Genomic DNA, 24057 nt, shown 5'->3' with positions numbered 1-24057 from the left:
TCGTACCTGATATTTATTTAAATGCAAACTAAGCCCTGAGCAGAGCCCACCATTTGTGCCTACTATCAGGTTTATTTATGAAATAAATAAGAAACACCAGTAAAAGCCGTGAAATATATCACACGTGAATACGCAAAATTATGCCAGGGCTGCCCATTTAAACAGTTTTTGTAACAAATACAGTAACTAAGAATATAAATATCAATAATTAGACTTATTACTCGGTTTTATATCACTCAGCATGCTATGTGAATGTATGAGTATTCAATCTGAATTAATTCAATTCTAGCAATACAATTTAAATATTAAGCAATGCTAATTTAGAATGACGAACTTATTATTTCTTTCCTTTACAGCGCCATTAAAAATAACCTTTGAGGTTATTTATGCGTGTGAAGTTCAAAGTTTTATAAACCAAGCATTACTCTCACCATGTGAATCTAGCAAAATCCATAAGCACTCGTTATAACGCTCATGAGAGACAGATAACAAGATCTCCAATAACGACGATTAGGATAAGAAAATGAAACAATTTCAAAAGATTGCGCTAGCCCTTTCGGCTTCCATACTGATTATGGGATGCCAATCTATTCAGAATAAATTAAAAACAAGCCAACCATTAAAGCCGAACACAGCTCAACATTTAATTGAGGAAGCCAAAGCCGAGCTGGACCAATATGAAGAGTTTGATGTAAGTGATGAGGGGATGATTACTTTCACCGCTCAGTTGCCGCGATTCTCGCGTTACACTTGGGATCCAGTTTCGATTACCGAATCGAGCTATCAAATCGCATGCGAGGATCTGCGTTACTTCACGGAACGCGGTTTTGTGATAAAAACATGGTTTGCAGGACCACGAGGACGTGCCGAGTACTACAATATGACACGTTGTGAGGAAGAGGCATCTTCCAGAAAATAGGCACCAAAATGTATGGTTCGCACCGTTATTGCAACTACAATTAAGTCATAACGGAGTTGGTTTCGATTTAACTTACGGCGTAGCACTTCCGCACCTTAATAGCTATAAGTGATAGCGTGGAAACAGTGCTTGCCTAGGTCAATACCTAAAAAATGAATAGAAGGCAGATGGTTCACCTTACTCTGAGAGCCCACTCTAAGCTTAATGACTTGAGAGTGGAGTGGGCCATATAATTAAGCTCCACCAATCAATGGTAGAGCTTTTTTGTGTTAGGCTTCAGCCTATGGGCGAGCAACAAAACCCACTGCTTCGTATGCTTTCTTCAACGTTTCAGCCGCACGTGCCGATGCTTTCTCCGCGCCTTGCTTCATCACTTCATTCATGTAAGTACGGTCAGCGCGGATGCGGTGGTATTCAGCCTGAATTGGCTCAAGCATAGTCACCAACGCTTCACCAACATCTTTCTTGAATGGACCGTACATTTCAACGCCTTGGTATTTGGCTTCAATCTCTTCAAAGCTCATGCCTGTTGCCGCAGAGTACAGACCCATTAAGTTAGAGATACCTGCCTTGTTGTCCCAATCGTGAGCGATACGCGGTGGCGTTTCTGTGTCGGTTTGCGCTTTGTTGATCTTCTTAATGATCGACTTAGGCTCTTCCAACAGCGTGATAACGTTCTTACGGTTGTCATCAGATTTAGACATCTTCTTGGTTGCGTCTTGAAGGCTCATTACGCGCGCGTTTACCGTCGGAATGTAAGGCTCTGGCACTTGGAAGATTGGCTGCTCTGGTGAGTAGATGTTGTTAAAGCGGTTAGCAATATCACGCGCTAGCTCTAGGTGTTGCTTCTGGTCGCTACCTACAGGCACTTGGTGCGCACCGTAAAGCAGGATGTCTGCCGCCATCAGCACTGGGTAGTCAAACAGACCAACGTTTACATCACCAAACTGGCTTGAGCTGTCGTTTGAGTAACGTGCAGATTTGTCTTTAAACTGCGTCATACGACCCAGTTCACCCATTTGGGTGTAACAGTTAAGAAGCCAACCAAGTTGAGCATGCTCTGGTACGTGTGACTGAACAAATAGCGTGCTCTTCTTCGGGTCAACACCAACTGCCAGACAGATCGCCAGTGCGTCTAGCGTCGCTTCATGCAGTGCTTTAGGGTCCTGACGAACCGTAATCGCGTGAAGGTCTACCACACAGTATTGGCAATCATAATCGTCTTGCATCTGCTGCCATTGACGTAGAGCACCCAAGTAGTTACCGATACTTAGTTCACCTGAAGGTTGAACACCACTCAATACAATGGGCTTGCTCATTAGAATGATTCCTTTGACTTCTTAATCTAAATAAATGAAAAAAACCGTGCAACGATAGGTGCACGGTTTACTCAGTGTACTCATTAACGAGTATTTTGGAAGCTCTTTTGTAGCCGTTATGCAGAAACCGCTACTACATCCAATAATTCAGCCAAACTGTCAGCGACGAAATCTGGATTTGATGCAGAGATAGGCTCACCGTGGTTGTAGCCATAAGTCAGACCAAATGAGGCACAGCCTGCATTCTTTGCTGCGAGAATGTCGTTCTTCGAGTCGCCGACCATCAGCATTTCACTCGGTTGGATTTGGTGCTTTTCCATCAACCAGTTCAGTGCAATTGGGTTTGGTTTTTTCTCTGGAAACGCGTCGCCACCTAGCACATCAACAAAGTATTTTGCGATGTCGTGTTTTTCTAAAACATCAGGCACAAACTTCGAAGGCTTGTTGGTCACCAACGCCATAACAAAACCGGCTTTGTGCAACTCTTCCAGCGTCTCTTTTACCGTTGGGTAAAGGTGGCTTAACTTGTGACCACTTTGCTCGTAGTAGTCATCAAACAGCACACGCGCTTTTGCACGAAGCTCTTCGCTCAACTCTGGATTGATGGTCAGGCTTTGACTTAATGAGCGTCCAATCAGTACGTCTGCGCCGTTACCAACATAGTCACGAACTTGTTCTTCTGAAACAGAAGGAAAACCGAGTTCTTGAACAGCTTGATCGGCGGCAACCGCAAGATCGGGCACGCTATCAAGCAAAGTACCGTCTAGGTCAAAGGCAATGAATTTAATGTCTTGTTGAGTCATAACTCCCCTGAAAATTCTATTTATAAATCGGTGAAAACGACAAAGGATGGCACCCCATCCTTTGTTTTTATCATTATGTCTGACTTTGCAGTAACTATTTGTTTATTAAAACTTGTTTAGCAATTACTTTGCAGCAATACGCTGACGAACAGCTTCAAACAAACAAATGCCAGATGCGACAGATACGTTCAAACTTGAAACGCTACCTGCCATTGGGATCTTAATCAAATCGTCACAGGTTTCGCGAGTTAGACGACGCATACCGTCACCTTCTGCACCCATTACGATAGCAAGAGGGCCAGTCAGTTTCGCTTGGTAGATATCGTGCGTTGCTTCGCCTGCTGTACCAACAAACCAGATGCCTTGCTCTTGCAGTGTACGCATAGTACGAGCCAAGTTGGTCACTCGGATCAATGGCACGACTTCTGCTGCGCCACAAGCAACCTTGCTTACGGTGGCATTCATCGGTGCAGAGCGATCTTTCGGTACGATGATCGCCGCCGCGCCGGCTGCATCAGCATTACGAAGACATGCGCCTAGGTTGTGTGGATCCGTCACGCCATCCAATACCAACAGCAGCGGTGATTCATGCTGCGCTAGGATGCCATCAATGTCGTTTTCATTAAGCTGTTTCGCAGCTTTAACACGCGCAATGATGCCTTGGTGGTTAGCACCGTGTGCTTTGTCGTCTAGCGTTTTACGAGTCATTTGTTGAATCGAAACACCACAAACCTGAAGGTCATTCAGGATTGGCATTAGACGATCGTCTTGGCGGCCTTTTAGGACGTATGCTTCGATAAAACGCTCTGGTTCGCGTTCTAATACCGCTTTCACTGCGTGAATGCCGTAAATAAATTCGTTACTCATTGTTTAACCTGTTGTTCTGGTCGTCTTGCCCTCGCCAATCTACTCCTTTTCGGACTAGATTGGCGCTTCAGCCTACTCAGCGTCGCTCTTAGTACGCTTAGTCTTTCTCGGCTTACTGTGTGGCTTTTTCTTGCGTGCTTTCTTCGGCTTTTTCGTACCTTCAGCGTCACCGCGTTTCGCGCTACCTTTGCGAGCACTGCCTGCTTCCGCAGGTTCTGGGTGCTTGGTCGGTTCAATCATCGGCTTCGCGCGCGTACCGCCTTTGGTTGCCGCACGCTTTTTCTCTTTTGCTTTGCGTTTGGCATCTGCTGCGCGTTTCTTCGCAGTCTTACCTTTGCCGCGTAGCTTACGGCTTGTTTCGATTAATTCAAAGTCAATTTGCTTGTCATTTAAGTTGACCGCAAGCACTTTCACTTTCACCGCATCGCCTAGGCGATAGATGTTACCGAAGCTTTCACCGATAAGTCTTTGACCAATCGGATCAAATTGGTAGTAGTCGTTTGCTAGCGTTGAAATGTGCACCAAACCATCGATGTGCAGCTCAGTCAGACGAACAAAGAAACCAAAGCTGGTCACGTTGGCAATAACACCATCCAGCTCATCGCCAACATGGTCTTGCATGTATTCACACTTCAACCAATCAGCCACTTCACGAGTTGCATCGTCTGCACGGCGCTCTGTCATCGAACATTGCTCACCGTAGAAGTCCATGTCGTCAAACGAGTAGTGGTAACCACCCGTTGGGGTCCAACGATCTTGATTGCGACCTTCTTCTTTGGCAATCAGATATTTGATTGCGCGGTGCAGCAGCAGGTCTGGGTAACGACGAATTGGCGACGTGAAGTGCGCGTAACGCTTCAGCGCCAAACCAAAGTGGCCGGCATTGTCCGCGTTGTATACTGCTTGCTTCATTGAGCGCAACAGCATGGTTTGAATCAGCTCTTTGTCCTGACGCTCCGCAATCTGTTTTACCAAGTCTGCATAGTCGGTTGGTGATGGTTCAAGACCGCCCTTCAAATCCAAGCCAAGCTCACTTAGGAAATCACGGAAACCCTGCAAGCGCAGTTCACCCGGAGATTCGTGAACACGGTACAATGCTGGCTCTTTTGCCTTCTCGACATAAGACGCTGAGGCGATGTTCGCTAGGATCATACATTCTTCGATGATCTTATGTGCATCGTTACGAATCACAGGCTCGATGGTTTCAATCTTGCGTTCGGCATTGAAAATGAACTTAGCTTCAACGGTCTCAAATTCAATCGCACCACGGTTGTCACGAGCGTCTTTTAGCACTTTGTACATGCTGTGCAGTTCTTCTAGATGAGGCACTAGGTTGTGGTAGCGCATACGCAGCTCTTCATCACCTTCTAGAATCGCACCCACTTTACTGTACGTCAGACGTGCATGTGAGTTCATCACCGCTTCGTAGTGCTTGTACCCTGACAGCTTACCGGTGTCAGAGATGGTCATTTCACACACCATACACAGACGATCAACTTGTGGGTTAAGTGAACACAAACCGTTTGATAGCACCTCAGGTAGCATTGGCACAACTTGCGATGGGAAGTACACCGAGTTACCACGGTTGATGGCTTCTTTGTCCAGCGCAGAGTCTGTACGTACGTAGTAACTTACGTCAGCAATCGCTACCCATAAACGCCAACCACCGCTCTTTTTCTTCTCACAGTACACCGCATCATCAAAGTCACGAGCGTCTTCACCATCGATGGTCACCAACGGTAACTCACGCAAGTCAACTCGACCCACTTTTGCTTCTTCTGGGACTTCTTCGCCTAGATTTTCAATTTGTTTATCGACAGCCGCTGGCCAATCGTGAGGAATTTGGTGAGTACGAATCGCGATTTGCGTTTCCATACCCGGAGCCATGTTTTCACCCAGCACTTCAACCACTTTACCCATCATGCCACGCGAACGAGAACCACGGTCAGTGATCTCAATCACCACCACGTTACCCATACGAGCACCTGCTTTGTGCTCATTTGGGATTAGAATATCTTGGCTGATACGCGAGTCATCAGGCACAACGTAAGAGTAGCCGTACTCTAGGAAGAAACGACCAACGATCTGCGTGTTACGCTCTTCTAAAACACGTACTAAACGCCCTTCACGGCGACCGCGCTTGCTGTTATCCGTCGGTTGAACCAAAACGAAATCACCATGAATGATGTGTTTCATTTGGTGATGAGGCAGCACAATGTCATTATCCTTGCCAACACTGCCTTCAGGACGCACCCAACCATGACCATCTTTATGGCCAATTACGTAACCTTTCACCATCTCGAGTTTTTCTGGTAGCGCGTAGCACTGACGACGCGTAAACACGAGCTGGCCATCACGCTCCATCGCGCGCAGTCGACGGCGTAAACCTTCGTATTGATCTTCACCTTTTAGCTTAAGCGCTTCAAACAAATCGTTGCGATTCATTGGGACGCCAGCTTGCTGCAGAAACTCAGTGATGAACTCTCGACTTGGAATTGGGTTTTCGTAATTTTTGGATTCACGATCTGCGAATGGATCGTTTGGAATATTGTCTGACATAGGCGTGCCTATCTAGCAAGGAAGGTATAGAGCTAGTATATCCGAGTCTCTTGATAAGCTACAGAATTGCTTTGAAAAAAGAATGATCTTGAAAGGATGAGAGAGACACACGTAAACTAAGGACGTGTAAGCAGGATCAGCAGCTCTGAGTTGTCGCGAAGCAGTTCATCAATAGTGCAACCGTCTAATTCAGCTAAGAAAGCCAATTTCGCTTTTGCTAGCTTCTCTTTTAGACGACATGCCGGCGTAATGTGACAAAACTCGACATCACAATTTACCAAATCTAATGGCTCTAGATCGCGCACCACACCACCGACAGTAATTTCTTTTGCCGGCTTCATCAAACGAATGCCGCCGTTTTTACCACGCACCGTATGTACATAACCTAACTGACCAAGACGGTTGATCACCTTCACCATATGGTTACGTGATACACCAAATAAATCAGTTACTTCGGTAATATTTGTAAGCTCATCTTTGGGCAAAGAAGCCAAGTAAATCAGGGTTCTTAACGCGTAATCAGTAAAGCTAGTTAACTGCATGTTGCTATCCTCTCTAGAAGCAAAAGTGTAATTCTTTTCTTGATCGAAAGATACATTTGAGATACAACTTTAAACATGCATTACAAATACAACTTTAAATAGGAAGCCATTATGCTCAGCAACCAAACCATTGATATCGTGAAAGCAACCGCACCACTTCTTGCAGAAACTGGCCCGAAGTTGACTGCGCACTTTTATGACCGCATGTTCACCCATAATCCTGAGTTGAAAGACATTTTCAACATGAGTAACCAGCGTAATGGTGACCAACGTGAAGCTCTATTTAATGCTATCTGTGCTTATGCAAGCAATATCGACAACCTACCAGCCCTACTTGGTGCAGTAGAGAAAATCGCCCACAAACACACCAGTTTTATGATCACCAAAGATCAGTACCAAATCGTTGGTACGCACTTACTGGCTACCATTGATGAGCTGTTTTCTCCTGGTCAAGAAGTGATTGACGCATGGGCAGAAGCCTACGGCGTGCTAGCAAACGTGTTCATTCAACGTGAAGAACAAATCTACCAAGAAAATGCAGCACTTCAAGGTGGCTGGCGTGGTCTGCGTGAGTTTGAACTGGTTGGTAAACAACTTGAAAGCGAGAACATTTGTAGCTTCGTCTTCAAACCGGTCGATGGTGAAAAGGTTTCTGAGTACAAACCGGGCCAATATCTTGGTATCTACATCAACAGTGATAAGTTCGACAACCAAGAGATTCGCCAGTACAGCCTATCTTCTGCGGTACAAGAAAACACTTACCGTATCTCGGTAAAACGTGAAGACGGCGGCAAGGTATCGAACTTCCTGCATGACGATCTCAACATCGGCGATAAAGTGCAGCTAGCCGCACCTGCGGGTGACTTCTTTATGGACGTAGAAGCAAGTACACCCGTTGTTTTGGTTTCCGCTGGTGTCGGTCTAACGCCAACACTTTCAATGCTTGAGAGCCTTGCTGAACACAAAGCACCTGTAACTTGGGTACACGCAGCAGAAAACGGCCAACAACACGCATTCAAACATCATGTGAATCAGATTGTTGGCGCAAAAGAGAATATGAACTCGCTGGTTTGGTACAACCAACCAACGGCAGAAGATAAGTTGGGTGAAGACTTCCATTTCACCGGCTTCGTAAACCTACACGAAATTGAAGCAGCAGTGAAACAAGACAACGTTCAAGTTTACTTCTGCGGCCCTGTTGGTTTTATGCAGCACGTAGCGAAACAACTGCTTGAACTTGGTGTTCCGCAAGAACAATTCCACTATGAATGCTTCGGTCCACACAAAGTCGTTTAATCGCTCACGATTACGTTTCGGGAAAAACAACAAAGCCCACATGATGTGGGCTTTGTTGTTTTTATTGGCAGAGTGTTATGAAGCTACTGGTGTTTTAAGAGTACATCTACCAGAAAGTATCGCGACGCTTGGCTCGCGCAATGATGTTTTGCGGCATACGTTGCTCTAAACCATTTCTTAGCACCGCAATACGCTTATGTTTTCTCTGATCTGCCGTGACTGAGTTGTATAACCAACGGTAAGCATCTTCGTAATCCAGTGGGCTACCGTAATCACGTAACAATAACTCAGCAAGATGAATACGCGCATTAAGGTTCCCCATTGCCGCCGCTTCTCGCAGGTATGGGATTGCACGCTCTTTATCTTGTTGAACTAAGGTACCACGAGAGTAGTAGCGCCCAAGCTGCTCTAATGCAGCAGGTAAGCCTTGGTGTGCAGCGTTTTCCATATAGTAGAGACCAAGTTCAACATCTTGCTCTACACAAACGCCCCACGCCAGCATGTCGCCGTAGAGAAACTCATACGACGGTAAATTAATTCGTGTGGCACGTGCAACAATATCTTCCACCAACTGGCAGTTATCCGCACGCACGCGTTCTAAATGCTTATTTTGTTCAATAAGCTTAATTAACTCTGCTTCGGTATAGATGGGAACTGGTGCCCCCACATCGGCAACATCTGCCTTGACCGACGTTGCACTCAGCATCAATAACAGTGAAGCAGCCACTGTTCGTAACTTCATAAATGTACTCTTTAAGGATTCTGAGAAATCAAAGATCGGTGAAGGATCTCCTCTGCTTGATAACCTTATCGGCAAACGTCAGTTAAGCTTTAGACAATTTTTGCCTCTTGTTTAAGCTTAACGGCAACAATTTGCCATATCGAGTTTATTTTTCCGTCAGTGCAGCCAAGTTACAGATACAAAAAAGCCGACTCGAAAGTCGGCTTTTATAATCTCTAACGAGTATCGATTAAGATTCGAATGGGTGAACCTTGATGATAGTTTCGTTACGATCTGGACCTGTTGAAACGATGTCTACAGGCACGCCAGTTAGCTCTTCAATACGCTTGATGTAGTCTAGAGCTGCTTGTGGTAGCGCGTCGATTGACTTAGCACCAAATGTGTTCTCAGACCAACCAGGCATTGTTTCGTAGATTGGTGTCGCTTGCTCAAATGACTCAGCTGCCATTGGAGAAACTTCTAGGATAGAGCCATCTTTCATCTTGTAACCAGTACAGATTTTTAGCTCTTCTAGGCCATCTAGAACGTCTAGTTTAGTTAGACAGAAGCCAGAGATAGAGTTGATTTGGATTGCGCGACGCATCGCAACAGCATCGAACCAACCAGTACGGCGTAGACGACCAGTTGTTGCACCGAACTCATGACCAACTTCACCTAGATGCTTACCAACAGGATCTTGCTTGTCTAGACCGTCGTATAGCTCAGTCGGGAATGGACCAGAGCCAACACGAGTACAGTAAGCTTTAGTGATACCAAGGATGTAACCGATATGACGAGGACCGAAACCAGAACCTGCAGCAACACCACCAGCAGTCGTGTTAGAAGAAGTTACGTAAGGGTAAGTACCGTGGTCGATATCTAGCAGTGTACCTTGCGCACCTTCGAACATGATCTTGTCGCCGCGCTTACGTGCTGCGTCTAGTTCGTCAGTTACGTCGATAACCATTGAAGTTAGTAGCTCAGCGTAGCCTTTAGCTTGCTCAAGTACTTCTTCATAGCTTACTGGTTCAGCTTTGTAGAAATGCTCTAGTTGGAAGTTATGGAATTCCATTACTTCTTTTAGTTTCTCAGCGAACGTTTCCATATCGAATAGGTCGCCAACGCGTAGACCGCGACGAGCAACTTTATCTTCGTATGCTGGACCGATACCACGACCTGTTGTACCAATAGCTTTTTTACCGCGAGCGATTTCGCGAGCTTGGTCCATTGCAACGTGGTAAGGAAGAATTAGAGGACATGCTTCAGAAATGAAAAGACGCTCGCGTACTGGAATGCCGCGCTCTTCAAGAGGTTTCATTTCTTTAATTAGAGCTTCAGGCGATAGCACTACACCGTTACCGATAACGCATTTTACGTTATCGCGAAGGATACCTGATGGAATTAAGTGAAGAACGGTTTTTTCACCGTCAATTACAAGTGTATGACCTGCATTGTGACCGCCTTGGTAGCGTACCACGTATTTTGCATCTTCAGTTAAAAGGTCTACAATTTTACCTTTACCTTCGTCACCCCATTGGGTGCCTAGAACGACTACGTTATTTCCCATCTTTCCAAGTCTGATTGCTAGTTAAAAATGGATTCTAGCACCGAATCCCCCTTCTTGCAGTCATTTTTGTTCACAGAGTTGATACTAGAATGCAAACATCACCGATGTTGTTCATTTCGAAATCACTACATCACTGATAATATTTACCTTTCTTAAATCCACAAGGAATCGCAATGTCTGAGTCTATTTGGCTGGCTATCGGGCTGGTTTTGATTGTAGAAGGAATTGGACCACTGATTGCCCCAAACGGTTGGCGTAACATGGTGGCTCAGTTGAGTGACCAACCAGATAACCAGTTGCGTCGGATTGGTGGCTGTCTGGTCGTCGCCGGAGCGGTCATCGCGATAATGATGAGTTAAGCCGCCAGCGCTTATTTTCCAGCAGATATAAAAAAGGCTCCATATAGGAGCCTTTTGTCGTTTAGCAATTCGCTTATTCAGCTTTTGCGCCTTTCGCGTTATTCATGTACTGGAAGAACTCACTCTTCGGATCAAGTACAAGAATGTCATTCTTAGAGCTGAACGATTTCTCGTAAGCTTTTAAAGAACGAAGGAAGCTGAAGAACTCAGGATCTTTGTTGTAAGCATTCGCATAGATCTTCGCAGCTTCTGCATCCGCCTCACCTCGTGTTACACGAGCTGTTTTGTCTGCTTCTGCAAGAATTGTTGCCACTTCAAGCTCAGCTTGTGCACGGATAACTTCGGCTTTCTCACGACCTTGAGAACGGTGCTTACGAGCTACCGACTCACGTTCTGCACGCATACGACGGTAGATTGATTCACTGATCTCATCTGGTAGGTTGATCTTCTTCATACGGAAGTCAACGATGCGAACACCCAAATCTTTCATTGCGCTGTCGCGTGTGTCTTTCAACACTTCAGACATGATTAGGTCACGTTCACCATCGATTTCCAATGCTTCACGAGCTGCTTCAGTACTTACTTCCTCGCTGGTTGCGTCTTCTGGAAGTACGTCGTTGTTACGTGGACCAGATACGATTTGCTTGATTTCACGAGCACCGATTTCTGCACGTAGTACGTCCGTTACCTTACGCTCAAGAAGCGCCTCGGCAGTCAGCGTATTGCCGCCACCTGTTGCTAGGTAGTAACGACCGAAATCTTCGATACGCCACTTCACGTAGGTATCAATGATTACGTCTTTTTTCTCAGACGTTACGAAACGGTCAGCACGGCCATCCATTGTTTGGATACGCGCATCTAGTGTTTTCACGCGGTCAAACAAAGGCATTTTGAAGTGCAGGCCCGGCTCGTAAATACGAGTGATGTCGTTGTTGTCTTTCAAGACACGACCAAATCGAACCACAATACCGCGGTCACCTTCAGGAATCACGAACAGTGACATCAGCATTAATGCCAGAGCGATTACCAGTACAGGGATCATTAACTTACGCATTCTTAGTATCTCCCTTGACGTGTACCCGTTGAACGAGACTGCGTGTTCGAAGTGTCTTCTTGAGTACGCTCAGATTCAAGTTGAATGTGGTCGTATGTTGAAGTCGATTTCGATTTACGTTTAGAGTCTGATTGACCATCTTGGCCTGCCAATTTATCAATTGGAAGGTAAAGAAGGTTGCCGCTGGATTCAGAGTCAATCAGCACTTTCGATGTGCTTGAGTAAACTTCTTCCATTGCGTCAATGTACAGACGATCTCGAGTTACGCCAGGAGCCGCTAGGTATTCAGGCAGTAGTTTTTCAAACTGAGCCACTTGACCAAGCGCTTCGTTCGTCACACGCTCGTTGTAACCTTGTGCTTCTTTCTTCAAACGCTCTGCTCGACCTGTTGCCTTCGGCAAGATTTCGTTTTTGTAAGCTTCTGCTTCACGGATGAAACGCTCTTCATCCTCACGTGCCGCAATTGCATCATCGAACGCATCTTTCACTTGCTCTGGTGGACGTGCAGACTGGAAGTTCACATCTACAATCACGATGCCCATATCGTAGCTATCGATGATTTGATTCAGTGTTTCTTGCGTTGTTTGACGGATTTGCTGACGACCACTGGTTAGGATGCTATCCATCAGTGAGTCACCAATTACTGCACGCAGAGCTGAGTCGGTTGCTTGACGCAAACTGTCATCAGCATTCGTTACGCGGTATAGATATTTGTATGGGTCAGCAACACGGTATTGAACGTCCATCGCTACTGTTACTACGTTTTCATCTTTAGTCAGCATTAGACCTGATGCACGTAGTGAACGAATCGCTTGTACGTTAACCGCTTCGTATTCATCAATGAAACGAGGACGCCAGTTCAGACCTGGGTCTACGATACGGTCGTATTTACCTAAACGCAGTACGACACCGCGCTCTGCTTCACCGATGGTGTAAAAGCCAGCGAAGAACCATACTGCAATCGCGATAACTGCAATGACACCAAAGCCAATCGCACTACCACCACCGCCGATAGGTGAACCACCGCCGCCGCCTTTTTTACCAAATTTGCCACCCAGCTTTTGACTCAGTTTGCTGAACACTTCATCTAAATCTGGCGGACCTTGATCTCGGCCACCAGGACGCTGGCCACCACGATTATTATTACCCCAAGGGTCATTATCGCGGCCATTGTTGCCGTTGTTATTTCCAGGCTCATTCCACGCCATTAGAAAGCTCCATCATTTGATATGACGTTATACTGTAGCAGTCCTTTAAGTGACTATAAAGTCGACTAAAACTGCCCCTTCTCTTTTTTCAAGTCTAGACCAATCTACCTGTTGCATTCGAATATCGATCAACAAGTTACCTTCCTGGTCATATTCCTCACGTTGAATACACTTCATTTGGAAGAATGTACTACGGAATCGTCCTTGATACTGTGGAGGAATTCGCAACTGATGCTCAACCATTTGCGACGCCAAACGTTCTGTCAGCGCATCAAATAGGAGATCAATGCCCAATCCATCCATCGCAGAAACCCAGACCGCTCGAGGCACGCCTTCCTCATCACGTTCAATACGAGGATTTTGCTCTTCTAGATTGTCAATCTTGTTCATTACTACGAGCGTCGGCACTTCATGTGCGTCGATCTCTTCTAATACTTCATGAACAGCTTGAATATTCTCACGAAAACGCTCGTCACTGGCATCAACAACATGTAACAAAATGTCAGCTTCTTGCGTTTCCTGCAAGGTTGCTTTGAAGGCAGCAACCAAATCATGTGGTAAATGTCGGATAAATCCAACGGTATCTGCAAGAATTGCAGGCCCCACATCGTCTAACTCTATCTTACGTAAAGTTGGGTCAAGAGTAGCAAATAATTGATCTGCCGCGTAAACGCCAGCTTCTGTAATGCGGTTGAAGAGTGTCGACTTACCCGCGTTGGTGTAACCCACAAGAGAAATCGTTGGGATTTCTGCTCGATTTCGGGCGCGGCGCCCTTGTTCACGCTGCTTCGCAACTTTTTCGAGACGGCGAAGGATAGCTTTAATTCTGTCACGCAATAATCGACGGTCGGTCTCTAACTGAGTTTCCCCCGGCCCACGTAGACCGATGCCGCCTTTCTGCCTTTCAAGGTGCGTCCAACCACGAATCAAACGAGTAGAAATATGACGAAGTTGGGCTAGCTCTACTTGCAGCTTACCTTCGTGTGTTCGTGCTCGTTGAGCAAAGATATCGAGGATGAGACCAGTGCGGTCGAGGACTCGACATTTGCACAGTGCTTCGAGGTTACGTTCTTGGGCAGGAGAGAGGGAGTGATTAAAAATCACAATTTCAGCACCAGTTAATTGTACCGCAGTAGCAATTTCTTGTGCCTTACCCTCTCCGACATAGTATTTCGGGTGTGGGGATTGACGACTGCCAGTTACAACTTGCAGTGCCTCTACCCCAGCGGAAGAAACCAGCATTTCAAACTCAGCCAGATCTTCCCATTCACCTTCTTGCGTGAAGTTGATATGAACAAGTACGGCTCGCTCACCGGATTCATAACGGTCAAACAAGCAATCAACTCCTTATTTTAGCAATACTAAATGAAGAATTAATCTTCAGATTTCTCTTGTGGACGATCACCTTGAGGACGATCACCACTGTGGTGGCTCACTGGACGAGCCGGAACAACGGTAGAGATTGCGTGCTTGTACACCATTTGATTTACAGTGTTTTTCAGCAGGATCACGAATTGATCGAAAGATTCGATCTGACCTTGTAGTTTAATACCGTTCACAAGGTAGATAGATACCGGGATACGCTCACGACGTAGCGCATTTAGGAATGGGTCTTGTAGAGATTGCCCCTTAGCCATTTTATTTTCCTTATTTAATTTGTAGTTGTAATTATTTAGCTAGTGGTGCAATGCAAAAGGTACTGCTTTTTGCATCTGAGCTAAACGAATCAAAATGCACCCTAAGTAATTAGCAGCATAGTATAAAAACCGCCAATAACAGATCCTTTGAGAGTGCGATCACGCAAAAACGATCACATTATACACAGCTATCTCAATCAGATGCTATTGCTTCTGACATGGTTTCGAGTGCTTGTTCAATGTTGTCGCTATCCAACCAAGTTAAATCATTCCAGCTGCGTAACCAGGTGATTTGACGCTTGGCCAATTGACGAGTTGCACATACGCCACGAAAAACAGCTTCATCACGAGTACACTCCCCGTCTAAATACTCCCACATCTGTCTGTAACCAACACAACGTATTGATGGAAGATCAGGGTGAAGATCGTCACGCGCATACAACGCTTTCATTTCTTCTTCAAAACCTGCTTCCATCATCTTCTCGAAGCGCAGCTCAATTCGACGGTGAAGTTCTGCCCTGTCCATGGGAGCTATTGCAAACTGTTTGACTCGATAAGGTAAGCTATCACCTTTAGTTTGAGTCAACTCAGTAAGAGTTTTACCTGAAATGCGGAATACTTCCAATGCCCTAGATAAACGTTGAGGATCGTTTGGATGGATTCTCGCAGCTGATACAGGATCAATCTCTTTCAGCTCATCGTGCAACACTGACCAACCTTTAGTCAATGCTTCTTGCTCAATTTGCTGACGAATTTCAGGATTTGCAGCAGGAAGAGGTGATAGGCCTTCAAGTAATGCTTTGTAATACAGCATGGTACCGCCGACTAAGAGCGGAATTTTCCCTTCTGCAACAATGTCATCCATTGCTTGTAGGGCATCACGACGAAAGTCTGCCGCTGAGTAAGATTCACTAGGATCTAAGATATCAATAAGACGATGCGGTGCTAGGCTCAGTTCGCGTTCATCAGGTTTAGCCGTACCAATATTCATGTCCTTGTAGATCAATGCGGAATCGACGCTAATGATCTCAACCGGATATTTTTGGCGTAGGCGAATGGCGAGCTCTGTTTTACCTGATGCAGTTGGTCCCATCAAAAAGAGGGCCAAAGGTAGTTTGTCTGTCATGGCTTTAATTTGGCAATCGAGGCAGAGAAATCAACAGCAGACACAAAATGGGTGTCTTCCAATGGCAATTGACCATGTCTTAGCTGTTCAAGTTCCGCAATAATTTGAATGGCTTCAGAGAGAGTATAGTGGCTCTTAACCGTTGTGACTTGCAACGCAAGCCAATCAATCAGCTCAGATAACAGCGACGCCGTTGCCATCTCTCCCGTCAAGCGAGTTTGCGCGTAAGATAACAGATCTGGTATCAGATTTTGTAAGTTTTGTTGGCGCAACGGGGCCGGTACTCCCATGACCATCAACGCTTTATCATTTCGTGATTTTAGCTGGATACCAAGCTGAGCAAAATCTTGCTGATAATCTTGTGCTAATTGAACCAAGCTCGATTCCAACTTGATCGATAATGGTACCAGTAACGGTTGAGCTTTTAACGCTCCGTCACTTGGTGTGAGCTGACCTTTGGTCCGATAAAACTCCGCTCTTGGCAACGCGACCAAAGCTGCGCCACTGTCGCTGCTCATCAACACATACTGTTCGTCCACCACGGCTAAAGCTTTGCTAAGTGCCGTAACGGGAGAGAGTTCTGTCTTTGTTGATACGCTTACCGCCTCTCCGATCGTTTCAGTTTGAGGCTCAAAGTCTGGCGTTTGAAGCAATTCATGATAAGCACGCACTTCTTGTTTACTTGGCGCAGGCTCTGCATGACGTTGCTCTCTGTTAGAACTTGGTTTAGGTGCAGGTTTTGATTCAACCCAATCTGTTCGTCTGAAAGAATCCGCCGGACGTGCTTCTCGCACAGAAGAATCACTTGGTGCCCTATCGCGAGGTTTCGCTTCATAGTCTGAACGCCCCGGATAAGCTGGAGTGTTATCAATCGCTTGATAGACATGCTCTGGCACAGGAGAATTCACAGGCTCTGGTGCACTGACTGGTTCTTGATTTTCCGTGCTTGCCTCAAAAGATTCAACAGGGTCGGCATGGTGGAACGCGGATTCGTTGACGTGAGGTTTATCAATCACCGAGCTTTGCGCAAGCGCATCTGCCAAAGCTTGATAGATAAAGTCATGCACTAAGCGGGCTTGATGGAAACGCACTTCATGCTTGGCTGGATGCACGTTAACATCCACTTGATGCGGGTCCAGTTCAATAAACAACACATACGCAGCAAACTGATCTGGCTTAAGGCTGGTTTCATAGCTTTGGCGAATCGCATGATTGATCAACTTGTCACGCATCATTCGTCCATTCACATAACAGTACTGCAAATCGCTTTGCTGTCTTGCTCCCTCCGGCGTCGTGATCCAGCCGTGAAGCTTCAACCCTTGATGCTCCAGTTCAATACGCAGCATATTACGTACAAAGGCGTTACCACATACCGCCGCAATACGCTTTTCAGTTTGCTGTTGGTTCTTTGCCGCGCGGTATTGACGGATCATTTTGCCGTTGTGGCGTACGTTGATGGTAACGTCAAAGCGGCTCAGTGCGATACGCTTCAAAAGCTCATCAATGTGTGCGAATTCCGTCTTTTCAGTTCTAAGGAATTTGCGACGTGCCGGCGTATTGAAAAATAGGTCTAATACTTCAACCGAGGTGCCTATCGGATGTGCAGTCGGTTGGAGCTTAACTTGCATATCTCGACCTTCAGAGTAAGCACTCCACGCTTGTTCTTGTGCTGCTGGGCGAGAAGTCATGGTAAGGCGCGAGACCGAGCTGATACTCGCTAACGCCTCACCACGGAAACCCAGACTCATGATGGCTTCAAGATCGTCCAATGTGTGGATCTTAGAGGTGGCATGACGACTGAGCGCCAGACCTAACTCATCTTTAACAATCCCTTTGCCGTTATCGCGCACGCGAATTAGCTTGGCGCCACCTTTTTCGATATCGATATCGATTCGAGTCGCGCCAGAGTCGAGACTGTTTTCTACCAGTTCTTTCACGACAGAAGCGGGTCTTTCAACCACTTCTCCTGCCGCGATTTGGTTTGCCAACCGAGCTGGCAAAATCTTAATGGTCATGATGAGTTATAAGCTCACTTATTTGTTTGGAATGATCAGTACCTGTCCTACGGCAAGCTCGTCAGAACGCAGGTTGTTTGCTTTACGAATGCTTGAGACGCTAACGCCATACTTCGATGCAATCTTACCTAGGTATTCACCACGAGCAACTTTGTGCTTGCGGATTGGCTTGTCTTTCACTGCGACAGTGATCTTCAGCTTCTGACCGACCCAAACCGTGTCTGATTTCAGATTATTTTCACGACGAATATCGGCAATCTTCACTTTGTAATGACTGGCGATCTTACCGAGGAACTCACCTGATTTAACCGTGTGTGTGATTGTCTCAGTTTCCACCGTATTAGGTTTATTTGGAATCGAGACAGAAACCGCACCAGCGCCCGGAATCTTCAACTTCTGACCGACCGCCAAACCACTAGATTTAAGTTTATTCGCACTCATAATGGCTTTGGTCGACGTTCCGTATTTTTGTGCAATCACAGATAAAGACTCACCTCGTTTTACCGTGTGAACAGCAGACTTCGATGAAGAAGAGAACACCGTACCTTCTGGTGGATTATCTTTTAAGTACTGAACAACGGCTTTAGTGATCGCACGCGCTAACTTGTCTTGGTGAGCACGTTGGAACAATAACTTCTCTTCCGTTGGGTTCGAGATAAAGCCGGTTTCAACCAGTACTGAAGGGATCTGTGGAGAGCGTAAAACCGCAAGACTGGTATTGATTGGTTTTGAGTTATGCAAACGAGCGACTTTGCCCATTTCCCCCAAAATACTCGTCGCCAACTTGTAACCTTCTTTCTGAGAATGGCTGAACTGAAGGTCTAACAAGGTCTGGTTAACATTGCGGTCATTGGTGTTACTGACAAACGCAGTACCAGAGCCACCTAGGATCTCAGACTGTTTCTCGTGGTTTTCAACCCAACGAGAAATTTCTGTGTTTGCTCGGCGTGTATTCAAAACGAAGACAGAGCCACCGCGTGGTTTTGGTGAAGTAAAGGCATCCGCGTGAATTGATATCAACAGATGAGCATCATTTTCACGTGCAATCGCAACACGACGGTTCAAGTTAACGAAGTAATCTCCGGTACGCGTCATGCGAGTTTTGATACCCGGAACGGCATTGAGTTGCGCCGACAGTTTACGAGAAATACTCAGTACCGCGTCTTTTTCGTATTTACGACGAGATGGGCCAATAGAGCCAGGATCTTCACCGCCATGACCAGGGTCGATCACAATCAAAATTTCTTGAGCGCGCTGTACCGTGCTCATGTCTTTGTTGGTCGTTGTTGGCTTATTTGGCTTAGCCGCTGGTGTCGCTGTCTTTTTGCCATGTGGCAGGTCAATGACGAGACGATGACCATATTGACCACCCGGCGTCGGGCTGAGCGTAAACAACTCGGCTTTAACACCTTTTTTCAACTCAAACACCAAACGGTAAGTGTTTTTATTCGGCGGAGAGCTTTTGCGCACTCGCTTCAACACTGGACTATCCGTCACAGTGACAGGCAACTTCGCTTGCATTGATGTGTTTTTGAGATCCACAACAAGGCGATCCGGCCCAGATAGAGAGAAATAGGAATAGTCAGCTTCCGCGCTTAAATCGATGACGACACGAGTCTCATCAGGTGAAGGCCATACTCGGAAACTTTTAACAACGTTAGCAAACGCTAAATTGGGGATGATAAGGAGAAGAGTGGCAACTAACGCTGCCACCGCTCTAAATTTTGAAAGACTCAACATAGCTCCAATTGACTGAGTAACTGCACACCATATTCATTATTCGCCGTTAATTCGGCTACACGCTGCTCGCCTTGGTAACGAATGTCCACATCAAGATCTGGCTGTGGCAGCAATCCTTGCCCTTTTTCTGGCCATTCAACTAAGCAAATCGCATCATCAGTGAAATAATCACGAATCCCCATGAACTCAAGTTCTTCAGGATCCGCAAGACGATAAAGGTCAAAGTGATAAACTTGCCACTTATCCAACTGATAAGGTTCAACCAAAGTATAGGTTGGACTTTTTACATTGCCTTGATGACCAAGAGCACGGACAAAACCACGACTAAATGTTGTTTTACCCGCACCCAGATCCCCGTGTAGATAAATAGTGGTTTGTTGAGAACAAAGCTGAGCCAATGCGGTACCAAGTGCTACCGTTTCATGCTCATCTTTAAGATTAAATTGTTTCGTGCTCATTGATGTATCTCTAACTAATGATCGTTGACTATATAAAAATCAAAAGAACAGGAATAGTAAACTGTGTTGGTTTTGAGAGACAAGCTCTCAAATGTCATATATGCGAAAAAAGTAGTCAAAAAGACAAATCCTAATTCCCTGATTCTATTGAATGCATAAACAGATTTGGTCACATCAAAGTCAACAGTCGATGACTTTGTTTCAAAATCTATTTCTCGACTTTATGTCTAGACTTTCTGGTAGCACCAATGAGTAAGATCCGGTAAGATCCGCCCCCCCTTTATCTCGGTGATAAAACATGAACTTCGAACAACTCGCTCAACAAATCAAAATTTGGGGTAAAGAGCTCGGCTTTCAGAAAGTCGGTATCTGCGATGTTGATCTTAGTGAACATGAGGCGGCTCTGCAAAAATGGCTTGATGCTGGCTATCACGGTTCAATGGATTGGATGGCTCGTCATGGCATGATGCGCGCAAGACCAGATGAACTTTTGCCGGGAACCGTACGCGTAATAAGCGTACGCATGAACTACCTACCTCCGGAAGCCCACTTCGCCTCCAACTTAGCTAACAAGAATCACGCATACATTAGTCGTTATGCGCTTGGACGCGATTATCACAAGCTAGTAAGAAAGCAACTGAATAAGCTTGGCAAGCTTATCGAACAAGAAGTAGGACAGTATGGCTACCGTCCATTTGTCGATTCTGCTCCTATCTTAGAAAGACCTCTTGCTCAGAAAGCGGGGCTAGGCTGGACAGGCAAACATTCACTTATCTTAGATAAAGACTGTGGATCTTGGTTCTTTCTTGGCGAATTGCTGATTGACCTGCCATTGCCAGTAGATGAACCAAGCGTCGATCAATGTGACAAATGTAAAGCATGCATTACTTCCTGCCCGACTCAAGCAATCGTTGAGGATAAGGTGGTGGATGCACGTCGCTGTATCTCTTATCTCACCATCGAATTTGATGGCGTGATTCCTGAAGAGTTCCGTAAGCCAATAGGCAACCGCATTTATGGTTGCGATGACTGCCAATTAGTCTGCCCTTGGAATCGATACGCAGAACTAACGGAACAAGAAGACTTTCATCGCCGAGACAGCTTTGAAGAGCCTGATTTACTGACAATGTTTCATTGGGATGAAGCGACCTTCCTTAAACAAATGGAGGGATCGGCGATTCGTCGAATTGGTCATGTTCAATGGCTGCGTAATATTTCTGTCGCACTTGGCAATGCAGAATATAGTCAACAAATCATTGAAGCACTGGAAAACAGACGTGGCGAAAGTGAATTGCTTGATGAACATATAGAATGGGCATTGACGCAACAAATTAATCAGCTTCCGACCAATGAGTCCGACTCGGTAGAAACGAAGAAAAAGCGGTTAATCCGGATTGTCGAAAAAGGCCTACCAAGAGACGCATAAATGCGTAGCTCATATGCAAGAGATTGAAAACATTTTTTGCCCGTTCAATTCATGACCTTGTTCTCAATTCTGTAATGTGGAAAAAAATAAGAGTATTGAGAGAAAATAGGTTATAGAAAAAAGTTAAACACAACCTAAAGAAATGATTAGGATCAAAAAAACACAAAGTAATGATCCAAATTTAACGCACCCGATCCGCAATAAAAGCACCTTTCCCCATACATAACAACAACTTAAGCGTTTAATAAAAAGTTTAGCCGCTGTCAGATTTGGAAAAGATCTTTCTTTACAACCTTTAAACCCCAAGCAGAAAACACTTTATCAACCAACTTATCCACAGAACGATATATGTGGATAACTCTGTTAATTAAAGATGTGAAAACGCCCCGAACACCAGAATATTCATTGGTCAGCCGTCTCGTCTCATGTTTAAAACACAAACGAAATCGTCCGACATCATTCGATGCGGATTAGAGTTTTATTTTTCAGGGATTGATGCTTCTCAGCATTATGAAAAGAGCGATGTGGCTGGCTGTAACCTCTATTGCAAATAGAGTTACATTCATCGATGGTTTGAGTTAGTGACTAAAACTATCGCTTGAAAATTGGTTGCGGGAGCCGGATTTGAACCGACGACCTTCGGGTTATGAGCCCGACGAGCTACCAAGCTGCTCCATCCCGCGTCCGTATATTATCGATTAATACGATAATAGAAACTGGAGCGACACACGAGGTTCGAACTCGTGACCTCAACCTTGGCAAGGTTGCGCTCTACCAACTGAGCTAGTGTCGCAATGTCACTGTTAAGCACAATGAGGGCTTATTCCACATTTCAAAAAGAAAGTGGAGCGACACACGAGGTTCGAACTCGTGACCTCAACCTTGGCAAGGTTGCGCTCTACCAACTGAGCTAGTGTCGCAATGTCATTGTTAAGCACAATGAGGGCTTATTCCACATTTCAGAAAGAAAGTGGAGCGACACACGAGGTTCGAACTCGTGACCTCAACCTTGGCAAGGTTGCGCTCTACCAACTGAGCTAGTGTCGCATCTCTTAACGGCCTGAATATCATTAAAAATGACCTTCAAACTGCTTTAGATTTGGTTGCGGGAGCCGGATTTGAACCGACGACCTTCGGGTTATGAGCCCGACGAGCTACCAAGCTGCTCCATCCCGCGTCCGTATTTCACCGTTAGGTACGATGAAGACCTTAAAATTGGAGCGACACACGAGGTTCGAACTCGTGACCTCAACCTTGGCAAGGTTGCGCTCTACCAACTGAGCTAGTGTCGCATCTCTTAACGGCCTGAATATCATTAAAAATGACCTTCAAACTGCTTTAGATTTGGTTGCGGGAGCCGGATTTGAACCGACGACCTTCGGGTTATGAGCCCGACGAGCTACCAGGCTGCTCCATCCCGCGTCCGTATTTCATCGTTAGGTACGATGAAGACCTTAAAATTGGAGCGACACACGAGGTTCGAACTCGTGACCTCAACCTTGGCAAGGTTGCGCTCTACCAACTGAGCTAGTGTCGCATCTCTTAACGGCCTGAATATCATTAAAAATGACCTTCAAACTGCTTTAGATTTGGTTGCGGGAGCCGGATTTGAACCGACGACCTTCGGGTTATGAGCCCGACGAGCTACCAAGCTGCTCCATCCCGCGTCCGTATTTCATCGTTAGGTACGATGAAGACCTTCAAACTGGAGCGACACACGAGGTTCGAACTCGTGACCTCAACCTTGGCAAGGTTGCGCTCTACCAACTGAGCTAGTGTCGCATATTCTCAAGAGAGAATTGGCTGCGGAGCCGGGATTTTATCCGGGCGGCGCATCCGTCGACGGCCTGAGGGTTATAATAAATAACGTTCAAACTGTCTTGAATTTGGTTGCGGGAGCCGGATTTGAACCGACGACCTTCGGGTTATGAGCCCGACGAGCTACCAGGCTGCTCCATCCCGCGTCCGTATTTCATCGTTAGGTACGATGAAGACCTTAAAATTGGAGCGACACACGAGGTTCGAACTCGTGACCTCAACCTTGGCAAGGTTGCGCTCTACCAACTGAGCTAGTGTCGCATCTCTTAACGGCCTGAATGTCATTAAAAATGACCTTCAAGCTGCTTTAGATTTGGTTGCGGGAGCCGGATTTGAACCGACGACCTTCGGGTTATGAGCCCGACGAGCTACCAAGCTGCTCCATCCCGCGTCCGTATTTCACCGTTAGGTACGATGAAGACCTTCAAACTGGAGCGACACACGAGGTTCGAACTCGTGACCTCAACCTTGGCAAGGTTGCGCTCTACCAACTGAGCTAGTGTCGCATCAACAACGTTTCCGTCGTTCAGGGCTGCGAATTATAAGAGCATTTTTTTGTGATGCAAGTCCTTCGTTCAAAAAAACTTTATTTTTTTACTGACCGACGAAAAAGCAAGCAAAAC

The 24057-nt window shown here is 45.9% G+C and carries 19 protein-coding genes and 14 tRNA genes; 4 read left to right on the top strand and 29 right to left on the bottom strand.

The genetic code is table 11. From position 1 onward, the window contains the following. Positions 1-523 precede the first annotated feature (523 nt). Positions 524-919 carry a hypothetical protein gene (locus C1S73_RS12175; RefSeq protein ID WP_038872007.1) on the top strand — a complete coding sequence of 132 codons (396 nt, stop codon included), beginning with the start codon at positions 524-526 and terminating at the stop codon, positions 917-919. 281 nt (positions 920-1200) lie between these two features. On the opposite strand, the gene trpS is transcribed toward C1S73_RS12175, so the two are convergent. The 5 genes from trpS to nsrR all read right to left on the bottom strand — a co-directional run bounded on the left by trpS (position 1201) and on the right by nsrR (position 7009). Then, positions 1201-2238, bottom strand: coding sequence for a tryptophan--tRNA ligase (trpS, locus tag C1S73_RS12170; protein ID WP_010648934.1), 1038 nt, complete (start codon positions 2236-2238; stop codon positions 1201-1203). A gap of 116 nt (positions 2239-2354) precedes the next feature. Next, entirely contained in the window at positions 2355-3041 is a 687-nt protein-coding gene (locus C1S73_RS12165; protein ID WP_038872010.1) for a phosphoglycolate phosphatase, read from the bottom strand. Positions 3042-3164: 123 nt separating this feature from the next. Next, complete coding sequence (gene rlmB, locus C1S73_RS12160; RefSeq protein ID WP_010443989.1) at positions 3165-3908, bottom strand: 23S rRNA (guanosine(2251)-2'-O)-methyltransferase RlmB; 744 nt, start codon at positions 3906-3908, stop codon at positions 3165-3167. Between the two features lie 72 nt (positions 3909-3980). Then, positions 3981-6467 (bottom strand): ribonuclease R, encoded by a 2487-nt coding sequence (gene rnr / locus C1S73_RS12155; protein WP_038872013.1) that lies wholly within the window; start codon positions 6465-6467, stop codon positions 3981-3983. Positions 6468-6583: 116 nt separating this feature from the next. Then, a complete protein-coding gene (gene nsrR, locus C1S73_RS12150) occupies positions 6584-7009 on the bottom strand; it encodes a nitric oxide-sensing transcriptional repressor NsrR (protein ID WP_038872016.1) in 426 nt (141 codons plus the stop codon). Positions 7010-7120: 111 nt separating this feature from the next. Between nsrR and hmpA the strand changes: the two genes are divergently transcribed. Beyond that, positions 7121-8305: an NO-inducible flavohemoprotein gene (gene hmpA, locus C1S73_RS12145; RefSeq protein WP_038872020.1), complete on the top strand. Its 1185-nt coding sequence runs from the start codon at positions 7121-7123 to the stop codon at positions 8303-8305. Positions 8306-8411: 106 nt separating this feature from the next. Here hmpA and motX read toward each other — a convergent pair whose 3' ends face one another. Next, positions 8412-9047 carry a flagellar protein MotX gene (gene motX / locus C1S73_RS12140; RefSeq protein WP_038872022.1) on the bottom strand — a complete coding sequence of 212 codons (636 nt, stop codon included), beginning with the start codon at positions 9045-9047 and terminating at the stop codon, positions 8412-8414. A gap of 229 nt (positions 9048-9276) precedes the next feature. After that, positions 9277-10593 carry an adenylosuccinate synthase gene (locus C1S73_RS12130; RefSeq protein ID WP_038872025.1) on the bottom strand — a complete coding sequence of 439 codons (1317 nt, stop codon included), beginning with the start codon at positions 10591-10593 and terminating at the stop codon, positions 9277-9279. A 173-nt stretch (positions 10594-10766) separates the two neighbouring features. Here C1S73_RS12130 and C1S73_RS12125 point away from each other — a divergent pair, with 173 nt between their 5' ends. After that, on the top strand, positions 10767-10952 hold the full coding sequence (locus C1S73_RS12125) for a DUF2065 domain-containing protein (protein ID WP_038872028.1): 186 nt from the start codon (positions 10767-10769) through the stop codon (positions 10950-10952). A gap of 73 nt (positions 10953-11025) precedes the next feature. Here the strand turns inward: C1S73_RS12125 and hflC are convergent, their stop codons facing one another. From hflC to tsaE, 8 genes are all read right to left on the bottom strand, one after another. Next, on the bottom strand, positions 11026-12006 hold the full coding sequence (gene hflC, locus C1S73_RS12120; protein ID WP_038872031.1) for a protease modulator HflC: 981 nt from the start codon (positions 12004-12006) through the stop codon (positions 11026-11028). Positions 12007-12008: 2 nt separating this feature from the next. Beyond that, the gene (hflK, locus tag C1S73_RS12115; protein ID WP_038872033.1) at positions 12009-13214 is read right to left on the bottom strand and encodes an FtsH protease activity modulator HflK; all 1206 of its coding nucleotides are present in this window, start codon (positions 13212-13214) and stop codon (positions 12009-12011) included. Between the two features lie 45 nt (positions 13215-13259). Then, positions 13260-14549, bottom strand: coding sequence for a ribosome rescue GTPase HflX (gene hflX / locus C1S73_RS12110; protein WP_038872035.1), 1290 nt, complete (start codon positions 14547-14549; stop codon positions 13260-13262). A 38-nt stretch (positions 14550-14587) separates the two neighbouring features. Continuing rightward, positions 14588-14851, bottom strand: a complete 264-nt coding sequence (gene hfq, locus C1S73_RS12105) for an RNA chaperone Hfq (RefSeq protein ID WP_005438329.1) — start codon at positions 14849-14851, stop codon at positions 14588-14590. 193 nt (positions 14852-15044) lie between these two features. Further along, on the bottom strand, positions 15045-15977 hold the full coding sequence (miaA, locus tag C1S73_RS12100; RefSeq protein ID WP_038872037.1) for a tRNA (adenosine(37)-N6)-dimethylallyltransferase MiaA: 933 nt from the start codon (positions 15975-15977) through the stop codon (positions 15045-15047). Beyond that, entirely contained in the window at positions 15974-17992 is a 2019-nt protein-coding gene (gene mutL, locus C1S73_RS12095; RefSeq protein ID WP_038872039.1) for a DNA mismatch repair endonuclease MutL, read from the bottom strand. Before mutL ends, miaA begins: the two co-directional genes overlap by 4 nt. Before the next feature lie 18 nt (positions 17993-18010). Then, positions 18011-19732, bottom strand: a complete 1722-nt coding sequence (locus C1S73_RS12090; RefSeq protein WP_038872041.1) for a LysM peptidoglycan-binding domain-containing protein — start codon at positions 19730-19732, stop codon at positions 18011-18013. After that, complete coding sequence (gene tsaE, locus C1S73_RS12085; RefSeq protein WP_038872042.1) at positions 19726-20190, bottom strand: tRNA (adenosine(37)-N6)-threonylcarbamoyltransferase complex ATPase subunit type 1 TsaE; 465 nt, start codon at positions 20188-20190, stop codon at positions 19726-19728. The genes C1S73_RS12090 and tsaE overlap by 7 nt, the downstream gene beginning before the upstream one ends. A 298-nt stretch (positions 20191-20488) precedes the next feature. Between tsaE and queG the strand changes: the two genes are divergently transcribed. Further along, positions 20489-21616 carry a tRNA epoxyqueuosine(34) reductase QueG gene (gene queG / locus C1S73_RS12080; RefSeq protein ID WP_038872045.1) on the top strand — a complete coding sequence of 376 codons (1128 nt, stop codon included), beginning with the start codon at positions 20489-20491 and terminating at the stop codon, positions 21614-21616. A 606-nt stretch (positions 21617-22222) separates the two neighbouring features. On the opposite strand, the gene C1S73_RS12075 is transcribed toward queG, so the two are convergent. The 14 genes from C1S73_RS12075 to C1S73_RS12010 form a co-directional block, all read right to left on the bottom strand. After that, positions 22223-22299, bottom strand: a tRNA-Met gene (locus C1S73_RS12075). 34 nt (positions 22300-22333) lie between these two features. After that, positions 22334-22409 (bottom strand) — tRNA-Gly (locus C1S73_RS12070). Between the two features lie 51 nt (positions 22410-22460). Next, positions 22461-22536 (bottom strand) — tRNA-Gly (locus C1S73_RS12065). Positions 22537-22587: 51 nt separating this feature from the next. Further along, positions 22588-22663: transfer RNA gene (locus C1S73_RS12060), tRNA-Gly, on the bottom strand. Positions 22664-22716: 53 nt separating this feature from the next. Further along, positions 22717-22793 (bottom strand) — tRNA-Met (locus tag C1S73_RS12055). A 39-nt stretch (positions 22794-22832) separates the two neighbouring features. After that, positions 22833-22908: transfer RNA gene (locus tag C1S73_RS12050), tRNA-Gly, on the bottom strand. A gap of 53 nt (positions 22909-22961) precedes the next feature. Beyond that, a tRNA-Met gene (locus tag C1S73_RS12045) sits at positions 22962-23038 on the bottom strand. Positions 23039-23077: 39 nt separating this feature from the next. Beyond that, positions 23078-23153, bottom strand: a tRNA-Gly gene (locus tag C1S73_RS12040). 53 nt (positions 23154-23206) lie between these two features. Continuing rightward, positions 23207-23283 (bottom strand) — tRNA-Met (locus C1S73_RS12035). 39 nt (positions 23284-23322) lie between these two features. Continuing rightward, positions 23323-23398 (bottom strand) — tRNA-Gly (locus C1S73_RS12030). Between the two features lie 105 nt (positions 23399-23503). After that, positions 23504-23580, bottom strand: a tRNA-Met gene (locus C1S73_RS12025). A gap of 39 nt (positions 23581-23619) precedes the next feature. After that, positions 23620-23695: transfer RNA gene (locus C1S73_RS12020), tRNA-Gly, on the bottom strand. 53 nt (positions 23696-23748) lie between these two features. Next, positions 23749-23825 (bottom strand) — tRNA-Met (locus tag C1S73_RS12015). Between the two features lie 39 nt (positions 23826-23864). Continuing rightward, positions 23865-23940 (bottom strand) — tRNA-Gly (locus tag C1S73_RS12010). Between the last annotated feature and the right edge of the window lie 117 nt (positions 23941-24057).

The organism is Vibrio jasicida 090810c (assembly GCF_002887615.1).
GTDB classification, from domain to species: domain Bacteria; phylum Pseudomonadota; class Gammaproteobacteria; order Enterobacterales; family Vibrionaceae; genus Vibrio; species Vibrio jasicida.
Note: the sequence above shows the minus strand (reverse complement) of the source record. Positions and strands in the feature narration are given on the sequence as shown.